General features: G+C 60.4%; 15 protein-coding genes. 10 read left to right on the forward strand and 5 right to left on the reverse strand.

What is annotated here, in order from left to right:
- Positions 1–22: 22 nt before the first annotated feature.
- The 3 genes from FLP30_RS00310 to FLP30_RS00320 are packed head-to-tail and all read left to right on the forward strand — an operon-like array spanning position 23 to position 2,968.
- Positions 23–1,024: a glycosyltransferase family 2 protein gene (locus FLP30_RS00310; RefSeq protein ID WP_149277832.1), complete on the forward strand. Its 1,002-nt coding sequence runs from the start codon at positions 23–25 to the stop codon at positions 1,022–1,024.
- Positions 1,021–1,980 (forward strand): NAD-dependent epimerase/dehydratase family protein, encoded by a 960-nt coding sequence (locus FLP30_RS00315; protein ID WP_149277833.1) that lies wholly within the window; start codon positions 1,021–1,023, stop codon positions 1,978–1,980. The genes FLP30_RS00310 and FLP30_RS00315 overlap by 4 nt, the downstream gene beginning before the upstream one ends.
- A 4-nt stretch (positions 1,981–1,984) precedes the next feature.
- On the forward strand, positions 1,985–2,968 hold the full coding sequence (locus FLP30_RS00320; protein WP_149277834.1) for a glycosyltransferase family 2 protein: 984 nt from the start codon (positions 1,985–1,987) through the stop codon (positions 2,966–2,968).
- Between the two features lie 66 nt (positions 2,969–3,034).
- Here the strand turns inward: FLP30_RS00320 and FLP30_RS00325 are convergent, their stop codons facing one another.
- Complete coding sequence (locus FLP30_RS00325; RefSeq protein ID WP_149277835.1) at positions 3,035–4,267, reverse strand: lipopolysaccharide biosynthesis protein; 1,233 nt, start codon at positions 4,265–4,267, stop codon at positions 3,035–3,037.
- 126 nt (positions 4,268–4,393) lie between these two features.
- Here FLP30_RS00325 and FLP30_RS00330 point away from each other — a divergent pair, with 126 nt between their 5' ends.
- Both FLP30_RS00330 and FLP30_RS00335 read left to right on the forward strand, forming a co-directional pair.
- A complete protein-coding gene (locus FLP30_RS00330; RefSeq protein ID WP_149277836.1) occupies positions 4,394–4,771 on the forward strand; it encodes a hypothetical protein in 378 nt (125 codons plus the stop codon).
- Positions 4,753–5,148 (forward strand): hypothetical protein, encoded by a 396-nt coding sequence (locus FLP30_RS00335; protein ID WP_149277837.1) that lies wholly within the window; start codon positions 4,753–4,755, stop codon positions 5,146–5,148. Before FLP30_RS00330 ends, FLP30_RS00335 begins: the two co-directional genes overlap by 19 nt.
- Before the next feature lie 158 nt (positions 5,149–5,306).
- Here FLP30_RS00335 and FLP30_RS00340 read toward each other — a convergent pair whose 3' ends face one another.
- Positions 5,307–6,665 (reverse strand): GGDEF domain-containing protein, encoded by a 1,359-nt coding sequence (locus FLP30_RS00340; RefSeq protein WP_168200020.1) that lies wholly within the window; start codon positions 6,663–6,665, stop codon positions 5,307–5,309.
- Between the two features lie 300 nt (positions 6,666–6,965).
- Here FLP30_RS00340 and gpmI point away from each other — a divergent pair, with 300 nt between their 5' ends.
- From gpmI to FLP30_RS00365, 5 genes are all read left to right on the forward strand, one after another.
- Complete coding sequence (gpmI, locus tag FLP30_RS00345) at positions 6,966–8,504, forward strand: 2,3-bisphosphoglycerate-independent phosphoglycerate mutase (protein WP_210419291.1); 1,539 nt, start codon at positions 6,966–6,968, stop codon at positions 8,502–8,504.
- A 54-nt stretch (positions 8,505–8,558) separates the two neighbouring features.
- Positions 8,559–10,013 (forward strand): murein hydrolase activator EnvC family protein, encoded by a 1,455-nt coding sequence (locus FLP30_RS00350; RefSeq protein WP_168200021.1) that lies wholly within the window; start codon positions 8,559–8,561, stop codon positions 10,011–10,013.
- Between the two features lie 173 nt (positions 10,014–10,186).
- On the forward strand, positions 10,187–11,635 hold the full coding sequence (locus FLP30_RS00355; RefSeq protein WP_149277840.1) for a S41 family peptidase: 1,449 nt from the start codon (positions 10,187–10,189) through the stop codon (positions 11,633–11,635).
- A 20-nt stretch (positions 11,636–11,655) separates the two neighbouring features.
- Entirely contained in the window at positions 11,656–12,747 is a 1,092-nt protein-coding gene (locus tag FLP30_RS00360; RefSeq protein ID WP_149277841.1) for a divergent polysaccharide deacetylase family protein, read from the forward strand.
- A gap of 59 nt (positions 12,748–12,806) precedes the next feature.
- Positions 12,807–13,262: an RNA pyrophosphohydrolase gene (locus FLP30_RS00365; protein WP_149280127.1), complete on the forward strand. Its 456-nt coding sequence runs from the start codon at positions 12,807–12,809 to the stop codon at positions 13,260–13,262.
- Positions 13,263–13,393: 131 nt separating this feature from the next.
- Here FLP30_RS00365 and FLP30_RS00370 read toward each other — a convergent pair whose 3' ends face one another.
- The 3 genes from FLP30_RS00370 to FLP30_RS00380 form a co-directional block, all read right to left on the reverse strand.
- The gene (locus FLP30_RS00370; protein ID WP_149277842.1) at positions 13,394–14,971 is read right to left on the reverse strand and encodes a DHA2 family efflux MFS transporter permease subunit; all 1,578 of its coding nucleotides are present in this window, start codon (positions 14,969–14,971) and stop codon (positions 13,394–13,396) included.
- Positions 14,971–16,119, reverse strand: coding sequence for an HlyD family secretion protein (locus tag FLP30_RS00375; protein WP_149277843.1), 1,149 nt, complete (start codon positions 16,117–16,119; stop codon positions 14,971–14,973). The genes FLP30_RS00370 and FLP30_RS00375 overlap by 1 nt, the downstream gene beginning before the upstream one ends.
- Before the next feature lie 178 nt (positions 16,120–16,297).
- Positions 16,298–18,079 carry an ABC transporter ATP-binding protein gene (locus FLP30_RS00380; protein ID WP_246856541.1) on the reverse strand — a complete coding sequence of 594 codons (1,782 nt, stop codon included), beginning with the start codon at positions 18,077–18,079 and terminating at the stop codon, positions 16,298–16,300.
- Between the last annotated feature and the right edge of the window lie 28 nt (positions 18,080–18,107).

Here is an 18,107-nt window from a genome sequence, read left to right on the forward strand (position 1 = left end):
GGCAACAAAAGGGGTCAGGTTCTTGTCCTGCCATCCATCAGACACCGTACCCACACCCCCGGTTGATATCAGCGTTGTCATTCCCTGCTACGACAGAATGGACCTGCTGGAGCGTACCCTGCGGGCCTGTATGGCCCAGACTGGCATGCAGGGTAGGCAGTGGGAAATCGTAGTGGCAGACAACAACCCCGCGCGGCTGGCCAGCCCCCTGACCGCACGCCTGCAGCCCGATAGCCCCGTGCCACTGCGCCACGTTGCCGCTGGCGCACGCAATATCGCTCAGGCCCGCAACCTTGGCATTGCCGCAGCCAAAGGCCGCCTGATCGCCTTTGTTGATGATGATGAAGCCCCATACCCGGATTGGCTTGCCGCCCACCATGCCTGCCTGGAACGGACCGGAGCCGATGCCAGCTTTGGTCCGAAATACCCTGTCTTTGCCAGTGGCTCCCCCCCGACATGGGACCCGCAGGGGCGATTCTATACCACCGACTTCGGCCTGCCAGCGGACACGCAGTTGCACCCCCTGCGCTGGTTCCCCCCGCAAGCACGTGGCCTTGGCACCGGCAATTCCATGCTCCGCCGCAGCACGTGCCTGCCCGGCCCCACACCGTTTGATGAAGCCTTTGGCCGCTGTGGGGGGGAGGACACCCTGCTGCTGCTTGGCCTTGCTGCCAAGGGGCGAAAATTTGTGTGGTGCCCGACAGCCCGGGTCCGTGAGTTCAATGAAGCCGGGCGGGAGTCCTTTGCCTATATGTGCCAAAGAGTGCGCCGCAGTTCGCGCCACTCCGCTGCCGTGCGCCTGACCATCAGCCATAACCGGCTGATGGCACGTCTGGGCATATATGCCGTCGCAGCCGCACAGGCGGCAGTGTACGGGGCATTGTGGTTCTTGCGCAAACGCCCCTCCGATTACCTGCAAATCTGCAAGGCTTTGGGCAAAGCAGGGATTGGGTCGCTCGATTTTATTGCGGAAGCGGCTGACAACACCGCCCCTCCGCCACCAGCAGGACGGGCACAACCATGAAGGTTCTTGTCACCGGGGCATCTGGCTTTCTTGGTTCAGCCGTAATCAAGGCTATCCGTGCGACAGAGGGCATGACTGCGCTGGCAGGCGGCAGGCGGAATACTGGGCCAGACAGTGTCGTATTTGACATTCTCTCCTCCCCCGCAACCCTGGCGACGGCCCTTGCTGGCGTGGATGCTGTGGTACATTGCGCGGCAGGGTCTGCACAAGCCACGGTGGCAGGAACCCGCAACACGCTGGAAGCCTGCCGCATGGCAGGCGTCCGACAGGTGGTGCATATCAGTTCCATCGCTGTTTACGGTAATGCCCAAGGCACGGTGCTGGAGAATACGCCGCAGGTCAAAACCACAGGCCGCAGCTATGCGGCCAGCAAAGCCATGGCAGAGGCTCTTTGCCTGTCTTTTGCCCCGCTCAACATCATACGCCTGCGTCCAACCATTATTTATGGTCCTGACAGCCCGCTCTGGGTCACAGGGCTGATTGCCCGTATGAAGGCTGGTTACTGGGGCACTTATGGCGCGGCCGGTAACGGCACGTGCAATCTGGTCCATGTTGCCGATGTCGCCTCTGCCGTCGTAGCCGCGTTACAAACCCCGCAGGCCGGAGGACAGGCTTTTAACATCAATGGCCCCGACACCCTGAGCTGGAACGACTGGTTCCGTGACCTTGCTCAGGCTGCGGGCCTGCCCCCGCTCCGACCTGTGCCAGAAGCGGTGCTTTATGCGCAGGTTCTGGCCTCCCTCCCCTTCAAACTGCTCCGTCGGGCCGGGATAAAGCCCCTGCCCGCCTGGGCAACATCTGCCCCAGCCCCGAGCGAGGTCCGTCTGTTCAGGCGGCACGCCACATACCCTACACAGGCTGCAGCACAGGCCATGGGCTGGGCCCCTTGCATAAAGCTGGCCCAGGGTCTGGCCAGTCTGAACTTACCCGCGTGCCCCTCCACAGGGGAGCCGTAACGCCATGGCCGAACTGCCCGCAGTTTCCATCGTCATCTGCACCTATAACCGGCCTGTGGCCCTGCAACGGCTGATCGATAACTGCCTGAAACAGGCCAGCCCGGCCGGTTTGCCTTTTGAAATCATAATTGCCGACAACAGCCCAACAGGCTACGCGCAGGCTCTGGTGCAGACATTCACGCACGCCCATGCCCCCGTGCGGTGGATACAGGCCAGCCCAGCCAATATCTCCATTGCCCGTAACCACGGCATTGCAGCAGCCCAAGCCCAGATCATCGCCTTTCTTGACGATGACATGACCATCGAAACCGGCTGGCTGGACCAGATCTATGCAACCCTTCAACACTCCGGGGCGGATATAGCCCTGTCGTCTGTCACCCCTGTAACAGACAAGCCACCACCTGCATGGTATCCGGGTATCGATCGTTTTACCCGCGTGCTGGACATGCCTGATGCTACCCCTCTGAGCACTCGGTCAAAAGGCGGCACCTTTGGCATCGCACTGGCAACCAGTGCCTCCCTTTGGCGGCGAGCCCGCTGCTTTACCGATGCAGCCCCCTTTGACCCCGACTTCGGTCATTCCGGCGGGGAGGATCTGGACCTGTTCATGCGGTTGGAAAATCGACAGTGCGTGACTGTCTGGTGCGGCAGCGCCCACGCACGGGAATGGGTGCCTGCCGAGCGGTTACAGTTTTCCTACCTGTTCCTCCGCGCCTTCAGCGGAGGGCAGGTGTTTGCCGCAGCAACGATCCACAACGCCCGCAGACCCAGAATGACTGCCGTCAGCCTGAGCCTGCGCGGGGCAGGACAATGCTTGGCAGGCGCCCTGCTTGTGCCCGCATACTGCGCCAAGGGGCTTGTGCGCGGCCGGTGCTTAACACCCCAGTTAGCCCATCTGCTGTTCCGGATCGCAGGGGCGGCGGGAAAGTGTACATGGTTTCGCAAAGTGCCATTGTACAGGCTGGAAAAACCCTCTCAATCCGGCTGACATTACCTGTGCCTGACCACAGGAGCCGGAAGGCCTTGAACACACAGCTAGGCACAAGGCACCCCATCACCCCCGCGCCACCTGCTGTGCAGGTCGCGCTTTATAAAGCACCAACCCCATCAGCAAAGCCTGTACAGCCTGACCCGCCATGGTACCCACCACCACGTAGGAAAACGGCAGAAACGCCACAATACACACCATGGTCAGGCTGGTTGCCACAGCCCCTGCAATGCCTGTCCATGCCAGTGGCCGAAACGCCCGCATGGCCAGAAAAGCACTACTGGCCACCGTCAGCACACTGCCCAGCACAACATTCCCGCCCCACAGGACAATCAGAGACCCAGCACCTGCGTATTTGCCGTGATAAAGAAAACGGGCCACCGTTTCCCACCCGGCAGCCACCAGACCGGACCAGACAAGGCTCCCCACAACCGGTAGAAGCATGCCAAGGGCCAGAAAACGCATAAAACGCGCCCCCTGTCCCCCCTGCCACAAATGCGCCAGACGCGGCAGACCAACTGAACTCCATGCTGCCCCCAGCATCCATGCGGGCCGGATTGTCACCTGTGTGGCAGTCAGCACAGCCAAAGCACTGGCCCCATAATACCCAGCCGCCACAAAGCTGAAGAGCCGGTTTGTCAGTTCCTCCGAAGCAGCCCCCATCAAAATCCAGCCTGAACTATGGAGGTAGTGCCTGTAGGGCGCCATGGCCCGCCAGCCCAGTGGCGCAAAATCTCCACGCATCAGCCACAACAGGCACACCACGGCACCCACGCCGTAGGCTGCCCCGGCAATCAGCAGGCCACCGTTGGGTGTTGGAGTGTACCCTCGGAGTTGGCACAATGCCATGAGTGACACGGCCATTGTCAGCGTGCCCCCGGTCAGCAGAGCGGCGACAGTGGGCTGATGCCGTGAAAACGCCAGCGCCCGTGCGTATTGAAAACACAGAAAGCCGGGCATGAACGCCACAGCCCCCATGGCCAGAAATGTGCTGCCCACACCCGCCATAACCCCACACGCTATGGCTGTCAGACAGGTTGCCAGCGCAATAAACGCAAGCTGGACAGTGAGAAAAAATCGCTCAGGCCCCCGTCGCTTATGGGCCTCGGTATGGGGCAGGCTCATCAGGTGCGACGTAACAAGCGTGGACTGGGCTGTCCCTGTCACCCACGCGACCGCAAGCCAGAAGGCATAAATACCATAGGCTTCCGGGTGGCCGTGCCGCGCCATCCATAAATTGATGGCAAAGGTCAGGAGCGCCCCCATAGCCTGCTCAGACAGCGAGATGACAAAACGCATTATACAAACAATCCGTGTCTCCGGGCTGTTGCCGACCGCCGCGCGCGGCCACTGTCCCACCCTGATGAAGCTCCGGGCAGCGGGTATCTTGCAGGCAGGCAACCGCCCGCACGACTGGCCGCAAACATGCCCCGTACGCCTGGCAATGCTGTAGCGGACCGCCCCCTATGCGTCTATAATACAGGGGCAATGACCATATTTTTCCCCCGCTGGCCTGCGCTGGCTGGCCTGTGCCTTCTCCTGTTTTCCGCAAGCCCCCTGCACGCGGAGCAACACCTGTGCACATGGGTATGGAACTGCACCAACAAGGCATGCAGGCATGTGCCCCAATGCCTGAACTCCTACGATGTCATCCCGCCTGAACCGCTGGAACTGCCCCCGGTTGCCCCGCTGGACGCCGGGTCCTCCCCCGCTGCCAACCTGCCCCCTGCGGGCCGCCACACCTGCGTGCCCCGGCATATCTGCACATCCTATGGAGTTTGCGAATGGCAGACACGGTGCTGATACCAGCCTCCCGCTGGCTACTACTTGCAGCAGCCCTGGGGCTGAACTGTGGCTTGGCCCTGCCAGCAAGTGCCGTGCGCTGTTCCGGCCCTTACAGCTATCAGATGTGTGTGGATGAATCCGGCGGAGCAGTCACCATATCCCACTTCGGCAGGGAAAGTGTTGTCTCCAGCCAGAAAGGGGACACGGGGGAATCCTATAGCCAGTTTTCAACCACGTTAGGCAAAACCACCTATACCGACAGCATCGATAGCCACGGCCATGTCCATTCCGAAATTACGGATGCCCCGCTAAACAGTGCCCTGTCAGACGCCAGAGGGGATTTTACCGACTTGAACCCAAAAGTGCTGCCCCGCCCTGAAGGAGAGCAGCACTGAGACTCCAAACCGTTAATATTTTATGAAATACAGAATACACCAGAAAAGCTCATGAAAAACAGTGAGACTCGACAGTAAACCCAAGGCTTGGATACAGAACAAACCACCGTGGTAGACCACATCGTGATGGCTCTGCCATAGCTGACCTCGCTTCCTTGTTACTTGAAAATAACAATACGATTCCGGCCCTGCCGCTTGGCCTGGTACAGCGCCTGGTCTGCCTGGTTGATAATCACCTTGGTGCGCGTCTGCTCATCAAACGTGCTGACCCCGCCAGACAGTGTGACGGACACCTTGTCATTGTCAGAAAGAAAAATCGGGGTGGCCGCAACGTCGGTACGGATCCGCTCAGCACATTTACGCGCTTCTTCCGACGAGGCTTCCGTCAGAACAATCAGAAATTCCTCCCCGCCATAGCGGAAGACAAAATCGTTGGCACGCAGGCTTTTCATGATGATGTCGGCAACAAAGCGCAGGACTTCATCCCCCACCAGATGCCCGCGGCTGTCATTGATGTTTTTGAAATGGTCGATATCGAGCATGACCAGACTGAATTTCTTGTCATTCGCAATAGAGAACGAGATTTCGTTCTGAATGACAGTATCCAGAAAACGCCTGTTCAGCATTTTGGTCAGCGGGTCCAGACCATTCTGGATCGATTCAATACTGTGGAAAGCCCGATTGATCAGGAAGTTGAATTCACTGACATTTTTCTTCAGGTCTGCTGTCAGTACCATAGTATCGACAGAGCCATCCTGCATGCCTTCAACAAGCAGATCAATCTGGCGTATTTTATCCTTGATCAAGGAATACTCATTAGTCCCCTTAAACAAGGCCTGTCCCTTGTGCGACATCCACAAGCCAAACTGGGACTCCGTCAGCTTGGTCACCTTGTAAACTTCGTTCTCGCACAGGCAGAACAGGGCGTGGGTACACCAGTCGAAGAAGGTCGTTTTCTGAATTTCCTTCTCGTAATTCAGGTCCTGACCCAACGACACCATTCTGAACGCTTCGTCGGATTCTATTTTCTTACGCAGGTCCGTATCGTACGACTGAGAAATGAACTTGAGGGAAAAATCCGTCATTGAACTGACGTAGGATATAGCCGTCAGTCGGTCGTCCTGTTCTGGAAAAAACTTTACAATACAATCAAATAGACGCTGCTTGATGGTATAGAGGCCATACACCACAAGATGGGTGGGTATTTCCAGCTTGGCATGGACCGCGCCGACCTTGCGCTGGAAGTCACACAGGGCGTCGATGTCTTCTTCCTGCACCGAAAACAGGCTTTTCATCCACAACAACAGATCAACGCGCAGGCGGTCCTCGATCATCTTTTTATCAAGGAACTGCGCCGCATACTTATGCTGCAACAGGGATTCGTAGAAAACGTTTACGCAGTCACCACCGCTCTCATCAACAATAGTACGGAGTCCATCACGGATTTTAGGCGCAGTGTTCTTGATTATTTCTTTCCATTGCATGTCAGGCAGCAAATAAATGAATTCTTTGCTCATAATAGATAAAAAGCCCTCTGATATGGAAATAGCCCGATACGATTTGTACTGCCGCGCTCTATTGGCCTCAGACAAGATGTCAGGGTCAGGACGCATCCGTTTAGCCGCGCTGTTCTGTATTCTCAACCCAGATAATCTGCCTTACCAGAATATGCACGCCACGTATCAGCAAAACGCGTGACAAATTATACTTCTGGCAGGCCATCACTGGCGGCACAGCCCCCACCCCTTTGTGCTGGGGGGCTTTTGGTGGCATAATTGGCCAAATACTCAAAAACAGACACTAAGGCACTTCGTCCCATGGCAGCATCTCCCTCCCCGACAAAACGACCCGTCATGCTCGTTATTCTTGATGGTTTCGGATGGCGGGAAGAACAGGCTGACAATGCCGTGCATCTGGCCCAGACCCCCAGCTTTGACCGCCTGTGGCGCGACAACCCCCACAGCTTTATCCGCACCAGCGGGGAAGATGTGGGCCTGCCCGAGGGGCAGATGGGCAATTCCGAAGTCGGGCACCTCAACATCGGCGCAGGCCGCGTTGTCATGCAGGAACTGCCGCGCATTTTCAGCGCTATCGAGGACGGTAGCCTGGCCCGGAGCCAGGTCCTGCGTGACTTTATCAGCACCCTCAAGGCCAGTGGCGGCACCTGCCACCTCATGGGCCTGATCTCCCCCGGTGGCGTACATTCCCATCAGGACCATGCCGCAGCTCTGGCCCGCATTGTGCTGGACGCCGGTGTGCCCGTCGCCATCCACCTGTTTACCGACGGGCGCGACACCGCCCCCCGCTCGGCACAGGAGTATCTCCGTCAGTTTCAGGCAGCCCTGCCCGAAAAAGCCCAACTGGCCACTGTTTCGGGCCGCTACTACGCCATGGACCGCGACAAGCGCTGGGACCGGGTGGAAAAAGCCTACAATGCCCTTGTCGATGCCACCGGCCCTGTGGCGCAAACCCCCGAAGCCGTGATTACCAGCGCCTATGCCGCTGATATTTCGGACGAGTTTGTGCTGCCGACCATTATTGATGGCTACAAGGGTATGCAGGATGGTGATGGCATTCTGTCCTTCAACTTCCGCGCCGACCGTATCCGCCAGATTATGGATGCCCTGCTGGAGCCGGACTTCAACGGTTTTGCGCGCACGCGCGTTGTCCGTTTTGCCGCAGCCGTGGCCATGACCCATTACAGCGACACGCTGCGCGCACGCATGACCGTGTTGTTCCCCCCCGAGGAACTGACCAACCTGCTGGGTGAGGTTGTTGCCAACGCAGGCCTGCGCCAGCTCCGCATGGCGGAGACTGAAAAATACCCCCACGTGACCTATTTTATGAACGGCGGGCGCGAAACCCTGTTTGAAGGGGAAGATCGCATCCTTGTTCCCTCCCCCAAGGTTGCCACCTATGACCTGCAACCCGAGATGTCGGCTGCTGAACTGACCGACAAAGCCGTGGAGGCTATCGGCAGCGGCACTTATGACCTGATTGTTCTCAACTTCGCCAACCCCGACATGGTTGGGCATACGGGCATCCTCACCGCGGCCATCAAAGCGGTGGAAGCGGTCGATACCGGGCTTGGCCGCATAGCCAAGGCTGTTGCCGACGCCAATGGTGCCCTGCTTGTCACCGCTGATCACGGAAACTGCGAAACCATGACAGACCCGCAGACCGGCGGCCCGCACACGGCCCATACGCTCAATCTGGTGCCCCTCGTGGCCTGCGGCACCACGGTGCAGAACCTGCGTGAAGGCGGCAAGCTGGCTGATCTGGCCCCCACTCTGCTGGACATCATGGGTCTGCCCAAGCCTGCCGATATGACGGGGGCCTCCCTCCTCGCGCACTGAATGACGCCTGACCGGCCCTTCCCCCGCCTGACGGGCACTCCCCCCAGAGGGGCAATGGCCGGACGCCGCGCCATCATTGCTGTGGGCTGCCTCTGCCTGCCCCTTCCCTCCGCCTGGGGGGAAGGCAAGCATGCCCATCATGCGCATACCGCACCATCATCACCAAAGCATGCCACCCAGCATGCCCCGCGCCACCAACACCCCGCAGCAGCCCCAGCGCACAACCCCAGCGCATTGGAGCAGGCCAAGGCGGCAGTCGCGGCCGTGCATGCCCGACAGCAGAGCCTGAACTACGAGCGGTCCCAACAGTCCAGCACGGTCGCGCAGTCTCGCACCCTCAAGGAAGAAGCACAGGCCCGCGCCGCCACAAGCCGCCACAAGGCCGCAGCGCTGTCGCTGGCAACGCTGGATGCCACAACCCACCTGCATGACACGGAACAGCAGATTGCCGATGTCGATGCCCGCATGCAGGCCACCCGTGCTGAACAGGCCAGTTTGCAAACCGCCCTGCGGGAAGACACAAAAGCCCTGGGGCCGATCCTCCCACTGGCCGAGCGCCTGTCGCTCTATCCATCCGACACGCTGCTGGCTGCACCGCTGGCACAGGACAATGCCATAACCGGTTTTTTGATCCTGCGCGGCCTATCCCGCCAGATGGAACACCGCGCGCAGGACATGCGTGATCGCCAGGACCGCCTGAATACGCTGGATGCAGAGCTGAGCGAGCAGAAAACGCATCTGGCCCAGTTGGAACAAAACCAGCAGCAACAACGCAGCCTTGTCAGCCAGCAGGCCGCCCAGGCCCGCCGCGCCCAGAAACAGGCCGACGCCGATGCCAGGCAGGCCGTGCGCCAGTTGCAGTTAGCCACACAACGGGCCGCAACCCTGCAAGACGCCATTGCCCGACTGGACGCCATGGAAACAGCGGCCAAAACCACAATGCAGCAGGAACTGGACGCCGAAACCCGCAGGCAGGAAGAAGCCCGCGCTCTGGCCCGCCGTCAGGCAGCACTGGCGCAGGCACAGGCAGCCGCCCGCACCCAAGCGGCTGCCAGACACACAGCGCCCCCACCTGCCACACCCACGCAGCAGGTCGCGCCAGCCACTGCCCAGACAGCGGATGACACTCCGGACTCCGGCGCTGGCATAGGCCATGCACTGCGGCCTGTTGCCGGCATTCTGGTCACAGCCTGGGGGTCACAAACCGAATCCGGCCCCGCGACCGGCATGACCTACCGCACCCCCTCGTCCGCCAGTGTGCGTGCGCCCTGCACCGGGTCTGTCGATTTTGCAGGCAGTTTCCGCACCTATGGGCAGATGGTCATTCTCAACTGTGGGCAGCACTATCGTTTCGTTCTGGCTGGGCTGTCCGCCCTGTCGGTAGACACCGGGCAGACACTGGCCAAAGGGGCACCTGTCGGGCGCATGGGGGCTGCCGATAGTGCGACACGGCTTTTCCTGCAGTTGCGGCACGGCCAGAAAACCGTCAATCCTGCCTCCTACCTGTAAGTGGGCTGCGTGCGGGCGGTTTCCCTCTGTGGCGGAACAGGCTAGTCTGCCGTTTCGCACCGGCGGCTGCCCCTGTTTGCAGGCACCCAGACCCGCCGGACCGCGCAGGTTGAAAAGACAGTGAAGAACACGCGCGGGGGCTTACACAACCCGGCGACAGGAGACACGATCGCATGAAGTTCCGCTCTGGTCTGATGCTCGGCGCCACTGCCATGACCGGCCTTGCCCTGATTTTTTCGCCGGGTCATTTTCCCTCGGGGCACATGCTCGCTTCCGTCGCACGGGCTGAGACCCCCGCCCCAGATGCAGCCCCCACCACCAACCATGCCGAAACATACCGCCTGCTGACCCTGTTTGGCACGGTGCTGGACCTTGTCCGCTCGGACTATGTCGAGCCCGTGTCCGACCGCGACCTCATTACCAATGCGCTCAACGGTATGCTCAGCGGTCTGGACCCGCACAGCTCGTACATGACCCAGAAGCAGTACGAAGACATGATGGTCCAGATGAAGGGCGAGTTCGGGGGCCTTGGGCTGGAACTGCAACAGCAGGACGGACATATCCGCGTTGTTTCCCCCATTGATGGCACACCCGGCTTCCGCGCTGGCATCAAATCTGGTGATTACATCATCGCCGTGGATGGCCACACGGTGGACGGCATGCCGCTTGATGAAGCCGTCAAGAAAATGCGCGGTAAGCCCAACACCAAGATCACCCTGACCATTGTGCGCGCCAAGACGCCCAAGCCGCTGACCATTACGCTGACGCGCGAAATCATCCACATTGATGTGGTGAAGTCCGCCCTGTACGACCGTATTGGCTATATCCGGATCGCCCAGTTCAACGAAACCACGGAAAAGGAACTGCTCAAGGCTTACAACAGCCTCAAGCAGCAGGCTGGTGGCAAGCTGGCGGGGCTGGTGCTTGACCTGCGTAACGACCCGGGCGGCCTGCTGGATCAGGCAGTTGATGTGTCGGCCAGCTTCATCCGCTCGGGTGAGATTGTTTCGACCCGCGCGCGCCACCCCAAGGACAGCCAGCGGTGGGATGCCCACGGCACCGATATTACCGATGGCCTGCCTATTGTGGTGCTGATCAACGGTGGCTCCGCCTCCGCGTCGGAAATTGTGTCCGGCGCCCTGCAGGACCACCACCGCGCCGTGCTGCTGGGCACCCGCTCGTTCGGCAAGGGGTCGGTCCAGTCGATCATTCCCATTCCGGGCAATGGGGCCATCCGCCTGACAACGGCACGCTATTACACGCCGTCTGGCCGCTCCATCCAGGCACTGGGCATTACGCCCGATATTCTGGTGCGTGAAACCCGCGAAGACCCTGGCTTCAGCCTGCGTGAAGCTGATCTGGAGCATATTCTCAAAAACCAGGGCGGCAACCAGACCAAGGCCCAGCCCCGGACAGACCTGCCCGCCATTGCCAAGGATATTCCGTCCGACCCGCCGCAGAACTGGCCGGAGTTTGACTACAGCAAACCCGCAACCGACTTCCAGTTGCAGGAAGGGCTGCGCGTCGTGCGCTCCATGGCTGGCCTGCCTGCCCCCAACCCGGTGGCAAACCTGCCTCCGCTCAAGCCGGCCCCCAAGGCCGACTGCAACGCCCATAACTGAACAGCAGAAAGGCGGCGGCCATGAACACCCCTACCCTGTGGCAACAGCTTCCGGCCAGTGGGCGGCTGTTTTTGCGCTTCTGGGGGGGCGGCCTGGGGGCCGCCGCCATTCTTGCTCTCAGCCTTCAGGTCATGGGGCCACCCCGGCATGATCTGGAAGGGCAGGATATTGATGTCACCGGCAACAACCCGGCCGACAAGTCCGCCCGCACTGGTATTCTCCCCCCGCAGACAGCCCTGCTGGCCCGCAAGGATGGGCCAGGGGGCTATCCGCTGCCTGTACGTGGTCCTCATGGCCAGACGGCACGGCGCGCCTATGCCGCCCCTGCTGTTGACGTGCCACCCGGCACCCCCATGGTCGCCCTGCTGCTGGACGGCATCACTCAGGCAGACAGCCTGAGTGATGATGCCCTGACATCCCTCCCCGGCCCGATTTCCATTGCGCTGTCCTCTGGCACCACCGGGCTGGACACCATTGCCACCCAGGCCCGCCAGCACCAGCACGAAACCTTTATCACCCTGCCTGTGCAGGCGCAGGACAGTAAGGACCCAGCCACCAAGGCGCTGACCCTGCTGCACTCCCCCCAGCAGAACATGGACCTGCTGACAAACACCCTATCCAGCCTGGAAGGCTATGTCGGCGTTGCCAGCACACCTGTCGGTGGCGATGACACACCCTTTACGACCTCGGAAGGGTTCCGGCCGATTTTGGAAAGCATTGATAGCCACGGCCTGCTGTACCTTGATGGCACACCCGGCACGCCTGTCACCGGGCCGGGCGTGCTGGGTCAGGTGGACGTGCGCGTTAATGCGGATACGGATATTGTGGCCATCGATATCCAGCTTCTCAAACTCCAGCAGCTTGCCCGCCAGAATGGCCGGGCCATTGGCGTTATCGGGCCGCTGCGCCCTGTCGCCCTGGCCTGCCTGCGGGCCTGGATCGCGCATTTGAAGGATGTTGGCATTGCCCTTGTCCCCGTCAGCCAGATTGTGCTGCCAGTGGACCAGCCAGCCAGCACCCCTGCCGTTGCGGCAGGCCCGATGCGCATCAACCTGGCCAGCCCCCCTCCTCGTGGCGGCCAATTCTCACCCATTGCAGGACCACAGCATTGACGACCACTACCACGCCTCTAGACCCCGAAACCCTGCCCTACCGCCCCAATGCGGGCGCCATGATTTTTAATTCAAAAGGGCAGGTTTTCATCGCCCGCCGCACAGACATGCCCGGCGCGGGCGGCCCCCTGTCGGAAGGGACCTGGCAGTGCCCGCAAGGCGGCATTGACAAGGACGAAAGCGCGAGCGACGCCGTGCTGCGCGAAGTGTTTGAAGAAATTGGCACCAGCCATGTTCGCATTCTGGCCGAACACCCGGAATGGATTTCCTACGACCTGCCTGCCTATCTGGTCGGTCGTGCGCTGGGTGGCAAATATCGGGGCCAGATACAAAAATGGTTTGCCCTGCTGTACACGGGTGATGAAACCGACATCAGACTGAGCACACAGGCCCACCCGGAATTTGACGCCTGGATGTGGATTGACCTGAAAAGCCTGCCCTCGCGCAACGTTGGCTTTAAAAAGCCGGTTTATGAGCGTCTGGCGCAGGATTTTGCGGGCTTCGCCGTACCCTGACTCTATAGATGCGCTACAGGCGGGAACTGGCTTGGTAAGCCCCGGCCTGTAGCGCATCGTATTTATCTTTCAAGAAACAGCCAAAGTGTGCGGGGCTGACGCCACGCAGCACTCTGGCCATCCACCCCGCGTTAGTGAGCGCCGCGGGCCTTACCATCCCCTCTGATGGGAGAGAGCAGGAAGCAGAACGGCACACACAGGAACGCCGCAATGCCCAGAATAATAAAGACCTCATTATAAGCCAGCATGGCAATCTGGACCGAGAACTCCTTGAAAATCTGGTGTCCTGCAGCTTGCTGGGCTGCGGCCTCCGTCATCCCTCTGGCCTGTGCGGCCTGCTGCACTTGGTCGAGGTAATTGTTAAACGGCTGGCGGTAAGGTGTCATCAAATGCACCGAGTGCGCCTGCTCGGCCTGCCGCTGCTCTGTCAGCAAAGCCGTTGCCCCGGAAATGGCAAGCGACCCCAACACGTTACGCGACATGCTGAACAGGGCCGAGGCATCGGCGTTCAACCGTTCTGGTATGGTGGAATACGCAATGGTGGACAGAGGCACAAACAGGAAGGCAAGGCAGGCTGTCTGGCTCATGCGGAAGAACACAAGGTGTTTGAAGTCAAGCTGAGGCAACAACTGGGCCGAATAGAACAGCGCCAGCCCCATCAGGCCAAACCCCAGTGCAATCACACTGCGTACACTCATGACAGTCATCAGCCGCCCGACAATGGGGATCAGCACAATCACTGCAATACCACCGGGTGAGAGCAGCAAACCAGACAGTGTCGCCGTATAACCCATCACCTGCTGGGCAAACTGCGGCACAATAATTGCAGAGGCATACAGCAGGGCACCCATGGCACCCATAAGGGCTGTACCAACCGCAAAATTCCGGTCGCGGAAAACACGCAGGTCCACAGCGGGTCTGTCGGTATGCAGCAGCCAGGCCACCGCCCCCACCAGCCCAAGCCCTGCAAGAACCGCCATGATGCAGATGAAGTTGGAGCCAAACCAGTCAGCATCCTCCCCACGGTCCACCATGACTTCAAGCGCGCTGAAACCGATGGTGATCAGGCTGATACCAATCACATCCACCGGGGCTTTCTGCCGCTGTGCCCATGGCGGGTCTTCCACCACGGTCATGACCCCAACGGTTGTCAGAAAGCCGAAAGGCACGTTGATGAAGAAAATCCAGCGCCAGGAAAAGTTATCCGTAATCCAGCCACCCAGTGTCGGGCCAATAACCGGCCCCACAACGGCGGCAATGGCTGTCAGGCCAAAGGCTGCGGCACGCTTGGCAGGCGGAAAACTGTCCAGAATGATGGATTGCTGGTTAGGTTGCAGCCCCCCACCAAAAAAGCCCTGCATCAAGCGGAACACCACCAGTTCGCCCAGGCTGGTTGCCATGCCACACAGGAACGATGTGACCGTGAACATGACAATACAGATCATGAAATAGCGTTTGCGGCCAAAGACCTTACCCAACCAGCCTGAGATGGTCAGCACAATGCCGTTGGCGACCAGATAGGCGGTCAGGGTCCAGGTTGCATCGTCATACGTGCTGGACAGGCTGCCCGCGATATGGGGCAGCGACACGTTAACAATGGTGGTGTCCAGAATTTCCATGAACGCTGCCATTGTCACGACAAAGGCAACTGTCCACGGATTATGCTTGGGCTTCCACCCGTTTACGGCCTCGACCGCGGGGGCGGCCATTACGGCGCGGCCTGCACGCTGGCAGGCGGCGGAGCATCAGAGCGGCCTGCCGTATCGACATGCACAGTGGGCTCAACCGACAGGCCCAGAGCAAGCGGCTGGTCGGGGTTGAGGCCATCATCAATCAGGATCTTGACCGGCACGCGCTGGACAATCTTGACGTAGTTGCCGGTCGCATTTTCGGGCGGGAATGCGCTGAAGGTTGCCCCCGTCCCTTTCTGAATGGAATCCACATGCCCGTGCAGCCTCAGGCTGGGGTAGGCATCCACCCGGACATCCACCTTCTGGCCGGGGCGGATGTTGGTAATCTGGGTTTCCTTATAGTTGGCAACAATCCAGACCACAGGCTCAACAATAGCAAACAGGCTCTGCCCTTTGCGGGCGTAGTTACCCTGCTCGACATTACGCTGGCTGATCCAGCCATCTGTCGGGGCGCGGATGACTGTCCATTCCAGATTCAGTTCCGCTTCCACAAGCTGGGCACGGGCTGACTGCACCTGAGCCTCGTTTTCCGAAATCAGGCTGACAGCGTTATTGATGTTGGGTTTGACAGGCATTGCCATCTGCACCGCACCCTGGGCGGTCAGCACATCGGCGTGGGCCATGTCCAGCGCGGCGCGCGCATAGTCAATGTCCTGCTGCGACGTCGCCGCACGTTCCACAGACCTCTGGCGGCGGTAATCCGCCTGGGCACGCAGTTCCCGTGCCTTGGCCTGATTCAACTGCCCCTGTGCCTGTATCAGCTTGCCCGGATATTGCAGCAATGCGACTTCGTGCATCATCTGCGCCGCGCTCACATGGGCCTCGGCCCCTGCCAGTGTGGCGGCTGCCTGATCGCGGCTGGCCTGCCAGTCACGCGGGTCAATCCGGGCCAGCACCTGCCCTTTGCGCACAAACTGGTTGTCGTTGACCAGCAGTTCCACCACGTAGCCTTCCACATGGGGGGCAATGGACACGGCACGGCCTGCGGTAAACGCATCGTCGGTTTCGACCTCATTACGGGTCAGGAACCAGTAGAGCGCAGCGCACACAACCAGAACAGCAATAACCCCGCCCAGGATCACCTTCCCGCGCGAACTGCCCTTTTTCTGTGGGGCGGCCTGCGCGCCGGATTCTGGGGGAGACTGTTCATTATGGTCTTCAGCCATGCCGTTTCCTGCCTCATGAAGCATTCTGGATAGAGTTCTACGGTGCCTGCTGGCACAACGCTGACCGATCGGTTCGGTCAGTATGTTGCACGTTCACACCACGGCATCAAGCTTGACCTGCATCATGCCGTTTCATTCTGCCCCGGACAGCACCTGCGCTGGCTGACCCGAGCCCGACCTAGCGTTCCAACCCCTGGGTCCTGACTAGTCGGGCATACAGGCCATCGTGCTCCATAAGAGCATCATGTGTGCCCCACTCCACGGCCCGCCCCTCATCCAGCACCACGACCAGGTCTGCCGAGCGTACGGTGGAAAGCCTGTGCGCCACAATTAATGTGGTACGCCCCTGCCGGAGAGTGGCCAGCCCGGCCTGCACCGCAGCCTCGTTATCACTATCAAGCGCGCTTGTGGCTTCATCCAGCAACAGCAGGCGCGGGTTACGGAGCAGGGCCCGGGCAAGAGCCACACGCTGCCGCTGCCCCCCCGACAGGCGTTGCCCCCCCGGCCCCACCTGCGTGTCATAACCCTGTGGCAAGGCCAGAATAAACTGCTCAGCCGCAGCGGCGCGGGCAGCAGCCTGCACCTGCGCCTCGGTAGCACCGGGCTGGCCGATCAGAATATTGTCCCGCACCGACAGGTCAAACAGCAGCGGGTCCTGGCTGACGTAGGCTATGGCATCGCGCAGGCTGGCCAGGCTGACCTGCCGCAGATCCAGCCCATCCAGCACGATGCGCCCGGCTGTCACATCATGCAGGCGCGGCACGAGTGACAGAGCTGTGGACTTCCCCGCTCCTGAAGGGCCAACAAGGGCTACCGTAAAGCCCGGTTGGGCCTCAAAAGTCAGCCCGTCCAGCCCGATACGGCCATCGGAATACACAAACCCGACATCCTCAAACACCAGCCGCCCCTGCCCTGCGGGCAGAGCGACAGCATCGGGCCGGTCTGTCACGGCGGGTTTTTCGTCTATAATTTCAAAAATCCGCACCAACCCTGCCAGACCTTCCTGCACGGCAGCGTTCAGCGCCCCCAGAGCGCGCAGCGGCCGGGCTGCCAGCAACAGGGCGGCCACAAAGCCAGAAAAATCACCCAGCGTTGCGCCACCCATGGCCGCACGCCAGCCTGCAAACCCCAGCACCGCAGCCACGGCAGCGCCGCCCAGAGTTTCCAGCAACGGGTCCACCCGCGCCCGACCACGCGTGATATGCAGCATGGCCTGATTGAGGTGGTCAAACGACAGTCTGGCCCGTTCACTTTCGCCCGCTTCCATGCGGTACACGCGCACTGTGCGAGCCTGAGCAAAGCTTTCGGTCAAAAACGCCGCAGTCTCGCCTATACGCTCCTGCATGCCGCCAGACGCCCGCCGGACACGCTTGCCAAGGCGCTGGATTGGCACCGCCGCGATTGGATACAGGAGAGCTGCAATCAGGCTGAGTTCCCAGTCCATATAGAACATGGACACAATCAGTCCGACGACCGTGACCACATCCCCCAATGAATTGACGGCCCGAATCATGGCCTCTCGGATGGAAACCGCATCTGTCGTAAAGCGCGCGGCCAGCTTTGCGGGGGCTTCACGCTCAACATGCGTGATGTCGGTGTGCAGCAGGTGGTCGAACATTTCGCCCTGCAGGCCTCTGATCACCATCAGCACCAAACCTTGGGATGCTACAGTCTGGGCATACTGGGACAGGGATTTGGCAACTGTGATCAGCACCACCAGCAGGGGCACCTGGTAGAGAATGCGCGAATCATGGGTTGCAAACATGTCCAGCGCCCGCTGGATAACCAGCGGGTAGAGGGCCGTCAGCGCCGCAGTCAGCGCCGTAAGGGCAATAACCGCAGCAATACGCCCAGGATGACGCCTGACCTGCCCACGCCACAGACGCGCCAGAAGCATGCGCGTATCATCAGGCACAAGGGTATGAGACGAGGGGTGATTGGCCGGGGACGGTGCTGTCATGCCCATTCCTGTAACAGCCCTCGCCCAT

Source organism: Acetobacter vaccinii, assembly GCF_008365315.1.
GTDB lineage: Bacteria > Pseudomonadota > Alphaproteobacteria > Acetobacterales > Acetobacteraceae > Acetobacter > Acetobacter vaccinii.